Raw genomic sequence first — 12,283 nt, forward strand, 5'->3', positions numbered from 1 at the left:
CTAATGAACCATTGAACTAATCAAACTCCATCTCCGCGTAAATTCCTAAACCTTTTTCGGGCCTCGGCACTGAACATACTTCCCGGATAATCCGTAATCAGTTTCTGGAAATAGATTTTGGCCTGCGCAATGTCGTTCAATTTCTTTTCATAAAGATCGCCTAAGGTAAAAAGTGCATCGTCTGTCCAAATCCCATCTTTAAAATCTTCAGTTACCTTTTTCAAGATATCGGCTGCCTTTTGGAAATCGTTGGCTTTGATGAGAATTCTTGCTTTACTCATCATTATCGCGTCGGTTAGGCTATTTTGTGGAAACGCTATCGCAATACTATCCATTTTTTTAACTGCTCGTTCAGGGAGGTTTCTGAATAAAAGCATCTCTGCATCGGCATACATTTTTAGCGCGTTGCTATCTGCAGGGGTTTGAATATTATCGTTAATGAGTAAACTCAGATTCAGCGCATCGTTTGCAATGAGTTGTGAAGTCGCAGCCTTTAAAACCAGGCATTGGCCATTGCTGTATTCGAAATTACCCTGATAAAATGAAAGTTTAGCGCTTCTGAAACGTGCCTCATTTCCTACGGGTTGTCCTTCAAATTGTTTGCTCACTTGCTCGTATACTAAAAAAGCTTCCCAGGGTTGGTTGGTTAAAATATAGATATCGCCTAAATCAAGTTTTAACTGGCCTAACTCCTGATCGTTAATGCCAGGCATTTTTATTGCTTCTTCCAGCTCTTTTTCTGCACTGCTGGGTTGATTTAAATAGTAAGCCTGCAAGTTTGCGAGTTTTTTTATCGCGAAAAGTGTGTTTCTGTTCTTGCCGTTTTCGTCCAGTAAGGCCTGATAATCTTTCGCTAACAGATCAAGATCGGCTACCGTATATTTCCCGTTGGTGCGCAGGTTATACTTGGTATTCAGCATTTCTATTTTTGAAGGAAGATAATACTGGTTATCCTTTCCTTTAGTTAACAGGTAATCGTAAGCTTTAATCGCTGTTTCGTATGCGCCATTGTCAACAAATGTATAAATGGCATTAAACAAGGTGCCTCCATCAGCTTTGGTGCGTTTATCGTATGCAATTAGCTGGCGCAGGGCCATATCAAATTCCTGTTGTTGGATATAGTTCCAGGTAAGTAACTGAATATAAATTTCGGCATCGGGCTCTTTCTGTATTTTTCTTAAAATGGCTGCCTGAAAGGTTTGGTAATCGTTTTTGTCCTCAAAAATGGAGGCCAGTACGGCTTCAGTCTGCGGTAAAAGCTGCGGCATGGTACCCATGGCATCAAGGTACTCTTGCATGAGCATTGGCTTATCCTTTTTAAAACGGTAGATATTTAATAGCTCAAAGGCAAAGAGTTGCTCGTTGCCCAACAGTTTTCTACCCTGTTTAAAAGTTTGAACCGCAAATTCATAATTTTCAAAACGATAAAAACTATTGGCTAAATTCCTGATCTTAAATTCATCTTTCGGAAGTTTATTAATTACATCGGTAAAAATCTTGTTTGCCGCTTGTACATCACCCTTCTCTTGATAAAGTTTGCCCAATGCTATTGGATAAACATCACCCTGGGGATTTTTTTTTATTTCCCTTTTAACCACTTTCTCCGCAACATCATAACGCTTCAATTTTACCAATGTATTAAAGTAAATATCAAAATAGGCTTCGTTATTGGGTATGGCATAAAGTTTTTCCAGTAGCACAACTGCTTTTTCATAATCTCCATCATTATAGTATTGAATGGCCAGGCTACTTTCATCAGGTGCAATCTGTTGATTGGGACGGAAGATTTGTGCATTGGCCCCAAGAGATAGAAATAAGAATATGATGAAAAGCAAGCGGTTCATAAACCCTAAATTATAAGTTTTAAATGTAACATTTTAATACATCTTTAGCTAAAGCATCAATTGATATTAAACGTATTTTAAATGTTACCTGTATTTTATTTTGTAGGTATTTTATAAATACTAAATTGAACCACGACTTATTATTGATTGCATAAGTAACATTGTTGGTGTAAATCGCAGTTAAGTTGTTATGATACTTATTTTTGTCATCCCGTAAAGGATTTATTTATGCTAAAAAAGATTTTTCTATTGTTAATGGTTGCATTGATCTGGGCCTGTAAAGGCACGAACAATGATACTATTCCTGTGGACGACTTTTTTAAAACGCAGGATAAGGCATATTATCGCATTTCTCCGGATGGGAAAAGTCTTTCTTATTTAAAGCTTCATGATAAAAAACTTGATCTTTTTGTTGAAGATCTTGCTACTGGAAATAGTCTTCAGTTAACCCATCTGAATGGGAAGAATATCAGTTTTCATTTCTGGACCAGCAATAACGAGTTGATTTATTATACTGAAGACGAATCTAAAGAGCGTAAATCGGATATTTTCGTGATCAATAAAGATGGAAGCAAGCAGGTTCAGCTGAGTGCAAACGAGAAAAACAGGTTAAGGGTAATAGAAGATCAGTTGATTGATGATAAATACATTATTGTTGCATCCAATAAACGCGATTCGACAGTTTTTGATGTTTACCGCTTAAATGTTCGGAATGGTAAAATGGATATTGCAGCTAAAAACCCTGGAAATATTACCGAATGGATGACAGATAACAGAGGGGTGTTGAAAATTGCTGTAGCGAGTGATGGGGTGAACGAAACTCTAATGTACCGGGAAAACGAAAACCAGGCCTTTGCTCCGGTAATTACCAATAATTTCGAAACCACTTTACAGCCAGTTGCCTTCTCCGAAAGCCAACCTAATATACTTTATGTCATTTCAAATGTAAATAGGGATAAGAATGCGCTAGTGGCACTCGATTTAAAAACAGGTAAAGAAAAACAAGTTCTTTTTGCAAACGATACCTTAAATGTAGTAGATGCAAAATATTCGCGACCACAAAAGAAAATGCTTTTTGTAACCTGCGAAACCTGGAAAAAGGAAAAATATTACCTTGATGACAGTACCAAGATTACTTATTCCAAAATAGATCGGCTTTTGCCAGGTACTGAATGGAAAATTATGGATAAAGATAAAATGGACAAGGTTTTTGTGGTAAGAACATTTACCGATAAAAATCCGGGTTCCTATTATCTCTATACCGTTAGCGAGAATAAACTTAAAAAACTAACTGATATTAGCCCATCTATTAAACAGGGCGATATGAGTGCCATGAAGCCGATCTGTTTTAAAAGCTCGGATAATTTAACCATTAACGGTTACTTAACCTTACCCAAAAATAAAAAGGCTGTTAATTTGCCTGTAGTGGTTCTGCCGCATAATGGCCCTGCAGGGAGAAATAGTTGGGGCTATAATGCAGAGGTTCAATTCTTGGCTAACCGTGGTTATGCTGTTTTGCAGGTAAACTATCGCGGGTCTACGGGCTATGGTAAATCTTTTTATGCCGCTGGTTTTAAGCAGTGGAGCGATAAAATTCAGGAAGACGTTAATGATGGCGTAAAATGGTTAATTGCCAAAAAAATTGCCAATCCTAAAAAAATCGCCATTTATGGCAATGGTTTTGGTGGTTATATTGCATTAAATTGTTTGTATAAAAATCCCGATCTTTATAAATGTGGTGGGTCAAATTCAGGAGTAATCAATTTGTTTAGTTACCTGAAAACAATTCCACCGTTTTTAAAAGCAAATTTGCAGATGTATTACGAAATTGTTGGCAATCCGGTAACCGATACCGATTATATGCGGTTTGCATCACCTGTTTTCCATGCCGACCGGTTTAAAACGCCTGTTTTTATAGCGCAGAATCCTAAAGATCCTCGTGTTAATGTAGCGGAAGGTGTTCAGTTTATTAAAGAGCTGAAAAAACGGAATGTTCAGGTTACCTATATCGAAAAGGAAGAAGGCCCAAACCCTATAGTACGTCAACAGAGCAGAACGGCTTTGTACAAAGCATTAGAAGAATTTTTACAGGAAAATCTAGGTAAGAAATAGGGTATGGCCTTAGATAAAAAAAGTGGATATCGTAAAAATTTCTCGCTCGGTATAACCTTCATTGTACTCATTTCCATTCTTTTTATTCTATCGCTTTTTTTAGCGTTTAACTACAGCAAGAAATCGATTGAGAACGATTTTGTATCTGAGAAAGTAAACGTGCTAGAGCAAAGTATTAAGCCTTATAGCGATTTCTTTCAGAATAAAATGCCCGAGATTTCGTATTATAGCGGCTTTTTAGATTCTTCTACAGCAGCAAAGTTTGTAGATACCGTGATGTTAAAATATCCTTTTATCTCGAAGGTTACTTTTTATGATACAGAGGTAAAGAATGTTCCTGTAAAGGATGGGATCAATGCAAACCACTTAGGTATTGGCCCTAAATCTATTTTTCAGTTTGGTAAAGGTATTAAGCCCGATTCGGTAAAATTATATTCAGAAGATGATACCAGGTCTTTTAATGTGGGGAGCGATTTTAATGCAATAGCCATAAAACTTGCCACTTTTGTTGAGGATCTGGATACAGCATCGGTACCCACACAAGAGGAACTGTTTACTAATTTTTCTATCGTTAACTCAAATGAAAATAAAATCACCTATTTAAATATTCCGCGTCGGGAAGATTTAAGGGCCTATAAAGATATGATCAGACGGAAATTAAATCCAGCGCCTGTTTATCAACAGGATGTACTGGTTTTTAATCTCGATGCACATAAAATAAAGATCATCAATACCAGACCATTGCTGTACCAAACGATCAGGATTGAGCCGTTGACTTACGATCCGATTGATACTTCTGATGAAAATATTAATACCGAAATTGCTCTGCCGGGCGCATTTTCTGATTTTAAGTTATACCTCATTTCATCAAGATCTTACATCAAGAAAGAAATTTTTATTTACTTCATGCCGATCGCCCTGGTGCTTTTATTGGTATACGGCGTACTTTTATTGGTTGCTTTTTTAATTTACCGTAACCTGAACATCAACAGTAAAATGTTTAAGCTGCAGTACGATTTTGTGAATAACCTTACGCATGAGTTTAAAACACCCGTCAGTGTGATTAAGATTGCGGGGAACAATATTAAAAGTGCTACTACATTAAGCCAGAGGGAACAGCAACTTTATGGCAAGATACTGGATGAAGAAGCCGACAAGCTGAATGGTTTAATGAACAAATTACTGGCCTTTACGCAGATTGAAAATAAGGCGATTAAACTGAATCAGGAAGAAGTTAATATTGTAGATTTTATTGAAAGTACCATCGAATCGCATACATTAAAACATCCCGATTTTAAGATTACCTATGAGGTGGTGGGCTTTAAAACCTTTATTACTGATCCGGTATTATTGGGGAGTTTATTCGATAACCTGGCAGAGAATGCCTACAAATATTCGAAACCAGAACAGAAAAAATTACACATTAGTGCAAAGTTGATTAAAGGGGTGCTGGTTTTTCGGTTTGCCGATAAGGGAATAGGTATCGCAGCATCAGAATTAAACAATATATTTAAGAAGTTTTTCAGGATTCAGAATGAATATAACCAAATGGGCAGTGTAGGCCTCGGTTTGGCATTTTGCAAAGAACTGGTTAACTTTATGGAGGGAGAAATCTCTGTAAAAAGTAAAGTAGGAAGCGGTACCGAATTTAAAATAGTACTGCCTTATAATAGTTAAATTTTAAGAGTTGAAAGGCTACAGGTTTGAAGGTTGTAAAGTTGAGTTTAACCTTTAAACAGTACAGCGTTTTAACATTACAACCGCATATAAAACACACATACAAATGTCAAAAGAAGTAAAAATATTAATTGTAGAAGATGATGAAAATCTTCGCTTTCTTGTGGCCCACCGTTTAAAGGCTGAAGGTTATACTGTGCTTGAAGCAAATGATGGCGAAGCTGGTGAAAGAATGATTGTTGCCGATCAGCCTGATATTGTTTTATTGGATTGGATGATGCCGGGTAAACAGGGCGCAGAAGTTTGCGAGAATGTGCGCAAGCAAGGATTCGAAAACCTGATCATTATGATGACTGCTAAAGCGCAGGATGTTGATAAAATTGACGCCTATAACTTTGGTGCATCTGATTATATCACCAAACCATTTAATATGGATGTTTTGGTTGCGATGTTGGAGAGTAAGGTGAAATTTATTGTGAATAAAGATACTGCCGAAATTCACCGTTTTGGTAATATGGAACATCATCCAAACATCCACACGTTGTTTAGGGATGGAAAGAAGATCGAGTTAACGATATTGGAAAACCGTATCCTGCTTTATTTCTTGCGCAATCCGGGTAAAGTAATCAACCGCGATGAATTGATGTTGGTGGTGTGGGGCTACAACTCTGATGTGAACACCAGAACGCTCGATATGCATATTGTACGCTTGCGTAAGAAAATAGAATTAAATCCTGATAATCCGCAGTTGCTACAGACTGTTAGGGGCGTAGGTTATCGCTTTAATGCTGGGTAGTGCCGTAAGATTATTGTGCCGTCAGATGTTACCATCTGACGGTTATATACATGTCAGATGGTAACATCTGACACCACGAAGATGATAATTAAATAGACGCTGTCGTTCTGAGCTTGTCGAGGAACCTTTTAAAGCATTTCGACAAGCTCAATGTGACATCAACTTAGTATATTCGCTATTATGCCCTTTTTAAAGTAAATATTGTAATCTCAGGTAAAATACTATATCCATGTCAGATGGTAACATCTGACACCACTAAGCTCTCTTTAGGGTGAATATAGTTATCTCAGGTAAAATACCAACCCTGCCCGGATAACCTAAAAAGCCATAGCCCACATTAACATAAAGCTGTTGTTTTTGCTCCTGGTATAAACCCGCCCATTCTTTGTAAATGTATTGCACTGGACTCCATTGCGCCTCTTTGAAACGAACGCCAAACTGCATTCCGTGGGTATGTCCGCTAAACATCGCATCTATTTGTGGATATTTCTTTAAAACCTCTCCACGCCAGTGCGAAGGATCATGACTAAGCAACAGTTTAACCGGTAAATCGTCTGTATGTTGAACAGCAAGCTCCATTTTTCCATATTTAGGGAAGCGGCCCATGCCCCAGTTTTCGATGCCTAAAATCCCGATTTCTTCTCCATCTACTTTTAATCTCCGGTTTTCATTCATTAGTAAATCGTATCCCATTACTTTATGCACATCAACCATATCTTTCAGGTTTTTTACCTTGGCTGGAGAGGATTCTTTGCCAAAAAAATAATCACCATAATCGTGATTTCCCAATGTTGAATATACACCAAGAGGTGCTTTTACTTTCGAAAATATATCCTGATAATCTCTTACCTCGTTGGTAAGGTTATTCACTAAATCGCCGGTAAAAAAAATGAAATCGGGTTTCTCGCCCAATAGCATTTCTACACCGCCCTTTACGGCTGTTTTATTGTAAAAGCTTCCAGAGTGGATATCCGAAATCTGTCCCATGGTAATGCCGTCAAATGCTTTGGGTAGGTTAGGGAGGATTAAATTTACCCGTCGCACCTGATAATCGTATGCGCCAGAAATGATGCCCCAGCTTAACGAAGTTAAGGGTACTGCTGCTGCCACCAATCCAGCTTTAACCAAAAACTCAGAGCGAGAAATGGGTTCTGCTGCAGTTACTATGTTTTGTGCTGTGGTAACTTCATTTTTTTTGTTTCTCCTGAAAATTTTAATGAATAACCTTCGTAAATCATCCAAGATCAAAAATGGAAGCATAGCCAGTTTACAGGCAACGGTTAAAAAGAAGGCAACCAAAATAATGGCTCTTAACGTAAGGAAAAGGTTGAGGTAAATGCCGCAGAAAACGCCGAAAATCAAAAGTAGGCTATAACTCCAATAGGCAATAGCGAATACTTTTTTAGTAGTCGGTTTCCATTTTTTAAAAACAGCAATAATAGCTTTGTAACAATAAATGTCAAAAGCTATGATGAATATGCAGGCGGCAATGATGAAAGGTAGTCTTCCCATACGATCGGGTTATTCGGGTTAAATTAAAAAATAAGACAGGTTCTTTTGACCCGTCTAAATTAAGTATTTGAAGTAAATATATTATTTAATATTCGTTGAGGATGATCTAAAAAGGCTTTATAAACTCTGTAAACTTCCGATTCCTCGTATTTAACCTTAGCTATTTTATTTCCCGACATTTCGTATATCCAGGCATTGGGGTAGGATAATAAGATCGGAGAGTGTGTGGCTATGATGAATTGGGCATTTTTGTTTTTGTAGCCGAAAGGGCCGATTCGGGCTCATCGAGGATATAAACGCCATGGCCACTAAAGCGATTCATAAATAGCGCCCAAAAAGATTCTCCGTGCGATTGTTCATGTAAGGAAATATGTCCATATGATTCTATCGCTTGCAATTTGTCAACCTCACTAGCAACATTATAAAAACTTTCTCCCTATAAAGAAACCATCCTTAATTTGTTTGAAACTTTTAGTTATCGCTAAATAATTATACAAAACAGAATGTGTTTCTGAAGTCCTAAAGTTGAAGTGCTTACTACCGCCCTCTGCATTGAAACCAAGGTAAACCGCTATGGCTTCAATCAAAGTCGATTTTCCAACCCCGTTTTCGCCGGTAAAAAATGTAACATTAGGATGGAAGTCTAACTTTTCAAAAGATTTTAAGCATGGAATATTAAACGGATACCCATTAGGAAGGTGCTCTTGTTTTAACCTTAGCGATAAAAGATATCCGTTAAACTCCATTAATTTTATCTGAAATCGTCTTCGTCCTCTTCTTCGTCAAATTCGGCGTTAAATAAACTGCCAAACATATCAGCGAAACCGAAGCCGCCATTTAAATAATTTTTGCTCAATTGTGAGTATTCAGCTAAACCATGCAATACGAACTCCATTAACAATAAAGTTTGATTTTCGCTTAATTTAGGATGAAACTTCTTTACCAGATCGTATAAACTTGGTACCAGCATCAGCGCATTTTTATACTGTGCATTGGTTAAAGCATCGGTAACATCTACATTGTTGCCTTCCGTAAACCATTCGGTTACTTCGGTATAAGGATTAGCCGTTTTACTTTTCTTTGCTTTTTCAGGATCAGGGAAGTAACGTGCAAACAACGTTTTAACCGCTTTGCCGATTAAGGTTGTAGCCACATGCGCTGGCCCCTCGAGTTCGCCTTCGTAAACCAGTTCTATTTTACCTGTTATTGCCGGGATAATTCCTGCAAGGTCAGATAAACGTACAAAAGTATTTTTCTCGCCTGCAATCAGCATTCTTCTTTCAGCGGTGCTGATTAAATTTTCATAGGCTGAAATGGTTAATCTGGCCGAAACACCCGATTTTTGGTCGATATATTCACTTTTACGTGCCTCAAAAGCAATCTGCTCGATTAAATCCTTTACCAATCCATCGGCCTCAATATTGGCTTTTTGATCGGTGGTTAATTTTGCCTCCTGAAAAGTAATTTTGCGCGAAATTTCTATGGTTTTAGGATAGTGGGTCAAAATCTGACTTTCAATCCTATCTTTCAAAGGTGTAACAATGCTTCCACGGTTGGTGTAATCTTCAGGGTTTGCGGTAAATACAAACTGAATATCCAGGGGTAACCGCAGTTTAAAACCACGGATCTGGATATCTTTCTCCTGCAGCATGTTAAATAATGCCACCTGGATACGTGCCTGTAAATCGGGAAGCTCATTAATCACGAAAATGCTGCGGTGTGCACGCGGAATTAATCCAAAATGGATTACACGCTCATCATTATAGGTTAATTTCAATGTTGCGGCTTTAATGGGGTCAACATCGCCAATTAAATCTGCAACAGTAACGTCGGGCGTGGCCAGTTTTTCGGTATACCTTTCACTACGGTGCAACCATGCAATTTCAGTATCATCACCTTTTATGGCAATTTCGTTTTTAGCATACCATGAAATTGGATTCAATGGATCATCAAAAATCTCACTTCCGGCCACGTATGGTACATATTCATCCAATAGGTTTACCATCAAACGGGCAATTCGTGTTTTAGCCTGCCCACGTAAACCTAAAAGTAAAATATTGTGGCGCGATAAAATGGCTGTTTGCAATTCAGGAATCACCGTTTCATCGTAGCCGATAATGCCCTCAAATTCAGTTTTTTTATCGCGGAGAACTTTAATCAGATTTTCCCTAAGCTCTTCTTTTACAGATCTCGATTTATATCCAGTGGTTTTTAATTCGCCTAATGTGGTGTTTTGCATCTTTTAAAATGGGTTTAAGGTTTAAGGTTTGGAGTTTAAGGTTGCAGCATGCAACATCAATCGCTAAATCTTCCCTTGTTTAAATGTTTCTAAGACTTGTTGGGTTGGATTTTCGGCTTTAGGTTTTACCTTAAACCTTCCACATTTTGCCCTCTAACTTATTTAACCGTCTTACGTCTGTTTTTAATGTAATCTTCAAAAATATATTCGCCCAAGCCATTTAACGAGCTATAAAAAGCCCTGCCGCCATTAATTTCGGTAAACTGGCGCACAAACTGTTGCAGGTAAGGGTCTTTGGCAATCATAAATGTAGTAATCGGGATCTTCAGGCGCTTACATTGGGCAGCCATGTTTAAGGTTTTATTAATTACCTTCCTATCCAGACCCATACTGTTTTTATAGTATTTGCCATTTTCTTTTAAGCAGGTTGGTTTTCCGTCAGTAATCATGAAAATCTGCTTATTATGCGTTTTCCTGCGACGGAGTAAATCAGCAGCCAATTCTAATCCTGCATAAGTATTGGTATGGTAAGGACCAACCTGTAAATAAGGCAGGTCTTTCACACTAATTGGCCAGGCGTCATTTCCGAAAACCACAATGTCTAAAGTATCTTTAGGGTATTTCGTTTTAATCAGCTCGGCCAAAGCCATCGCAACTTTTTTTGCAGGGGTAATCCGGTCTTCGCCATATAGGATCATCGAGTGCGAAATATCGATCATCAATACGGTAGATGTTAAGGTTTTAAAATCCTTTTCCTCTACTTCCAGATCGCGATCGGTTAAGGTGAAATCACCAATCCCATGGTTAATCTGCGCATTGTGGATAGAAGCCGTCATATCAATCTGATCCAAACTATCCCCAAAGCTGTATTCGCGTCTATCGGCATTTTTTTCTTCACCAACTCCTGATTGGTTACTGTTGTGATTTCCCCGTCCGGACTTTTTTAGTTTCCCAAAAATTTCATCAAGGGCCGATTTGCGGATAGTCTGTTCGGTTTTGGCTGTAATTTTAAATTCCCCGGATTGATTGTCTTCCGTAAGATAACCTTTATCTTTCAGGTCGTCGATAAAATTACCAATGCCGTAATCGTTATTGGTTAGTTTATATTGTTTGTCGAGCTCGTTCAGCCAGCTTAAAGCCTCTGCTGCATCTCCAGCTGTATAATTCAGCAGTTCGCTAAATAATTTCAGCAACTCATCAAACCCACCCTTTGGCGCATCGCCCGGCTTATAATCAGAAAAACGAAAACCTCTCATGTGCTTGTATTAACGATTTATCGAAGATAAAAGTTTCGCTTTGTATTAATTTAAGCGCGGTGTCATATTTGGAACAATGCAGAAAGGTAAAAGCTGAAAGACCAAAGCGATTGAACTGCAAATGCCAACTTAAAACTGTCAAACTGATCTGGGCGTTTCCCAATCCCGTGAAAAACCTATCGTGTGGACACATCTTTTGTTAATTCCATATTTATTTTTAGTACACATTCATAAGGCGGTCGTCATGCTGAATTTATTTCAGCATCTTTCAAGCTAGTAACAGGCTTTGAGATCTTAAAAAACTATAGTTGGAGATAAATGTATTTTTTTTCGCTCTATGCCGCGGTGGCATGGTAGTTTTTCGCAGATCATGTTATTTTTATTTGTGCTCAAGAATGCTGGCGCATTTTGGAGCGCCTAAGTACCCAAAGCGCTCTGTCAATCCAGCAATGGGCCTTTTACACAACCCCACACACATCAAAAAAACAGCAGCACTTCGTTTAATCAGTTTTTGTTTGTGTTTTCTTTGGGCTGATTGAGCCCTTCGGGGTTTGTGTTCAATATTTCTTAAAGCATTAAATTAGCATCTAGGAACACAAAACCACTGCGTTTAAGGTTTGGTAGTACTATTTGTTCTTTCCTGCAACTGTTTTTTTGATTTCTCTGGCCCTTGGGATTGACGGCGTTCTTCGGTTAAAACAATGTGTCATTCGAGGAAGCTAGCAGAACGCCTAAAAATAACCTCAAAAAGATGTGTCCACACGATAGGTGAAAAACGGGAAAGGGGCGGGCTTTTCAGGGCTTCGCTTCGCTCCAGTACCGATAAAGACCTGTGAAACAAGCAAGC

The 12,283-nt window shown here is 38.2% G+C and carries 8 protein-coding genes; 3 read left to right on the forward strand and 5 right to left on the reverse strand.

Annotated features, from left to right (window positions below; all coding sequences use genetic code 11):
• Positions 1-20: 20 nt before the first annotated feature.
• Complete coding sequence (locus AW17_RS00780) at positions 21-1,844, reverse strand: tetratricopeptide repeat protein (protein ID WP_029274169.1); 1,824 nt, start codon at positions 1,842-1,844, stop codon at positions 21-23.
• Positions 1,845-2,072: 228 nt separating this feature from the next.
• Here AW17_RS00780 and AW17_RS00785 point away from each other — a divergent pair, with 228 nt between their 5' ends.
• The 3 genes from AW17_RS00785 (at position 2,073) to AW17_RS00795 (ending at position 6,429) form a co-directional block, all read left to right on the forward strand.
• The gene (locus AW17_RS00785) at positions 2,073-3,956 is read left to right on the forward strand and encodes a S9 family peptidase (RefSeq protein ID WP_029274170.1); all 1,884 of its coding nucleotides are present in this window, start codon (positions 2,073-2,075) and stop codon (positions 3,954-3,956) included.
• A gap of 3 nt (positions 3,957-3,959) precedes the next feature.
• Complete coding sequence (locus AW17_RS00790) at positions 3,960-5,633, forward strand: sensor histidine kinase (protein WP_029274171.1); 1,674 nt, start codon at positions 3,960-3,962, stop codon at positions 5,631-5,633.
• A 106-nt stretch (positions 5,634-5,739) separates the two neighbouring features.
• On the forward strand, positions 5,740-6,429 hold the full coding sequence (locus AW17_RS00795; RefSeq protein WP_029274172.1) for a response regulator transcription factor: 690 nt from the start codon (positions 5,740-5,742) through the stop codon (positions 6,427-6,429).
• Positions 6,430-6,684: 255 nt separating this feature from the next.
• On the opposite strand, the gene AW17_RS00800 is transcribed toward AW17_RS00795, so the two are convergent.
• From AW17_RS00800 to AW17_RS00815, 4 genes are all read right to left on the reverse strand, one after another.
• On the reverse strand, positions 6,685-7,941 hold the full coding sequence (locus AW17_RS00800) for a metallophosphoesterase (RefSeq protein WP_029274173.1): 1,257 nt from the start codon (positions 7,939-7,941) through the stop codon (positions 6,685-6,687).
• A gap of 419 nt (positions 7,942-8,360) precedes the next feature.
• Positions 8,361-8,687, reverse strand: coding sequence for an AAA family ATPase (locus AW17_RS24780; RefSeq protein ID WP_245234983.1), 327 nt, complete (start codon positions 8,685-8,687; stop codon positions 8,361-8,363).
• 5 nt (positions 8,688-8,692) lie between these two features.
• Positions 8,693-10,180, reverse strand: coding sequence for a magnesium chelatase ATPase subunit I (locus AW17_RS00810; RefSeq protein ID WP_029274174.1), 1,488 nt, complete (start codon positions 10,178-10,180; stop codon positions 8,693-8,695).
• Between the two features lie 158 nt (positions 10,181-10,338).
• Positions 10,339-11,436 (reverse strand): vWA domain-containing protein, encoded by a 1,098-nt coding sequence (locus AW17_RS00815; RefSeq protein WP_029274175.1) that lies wholly within the window; start codon positions 11,434-11,436, stop codon positions 10,339-10,341.
• Between the last annotated feature and the right edge of the window lie 847 nt (positions 11,437-12,283).

Origin of the sequence: Pedobacter borealis DSM 19626 (assembly GCF_000708285.2) — a bacterium.
Classification (GTDB): domain Bacteria; phylum Bacteroidota; class Bacteroidia; order Sphingobacteriales; family Sphingobacteriaceae; genus Pedobacter; species Pedobacter borealis.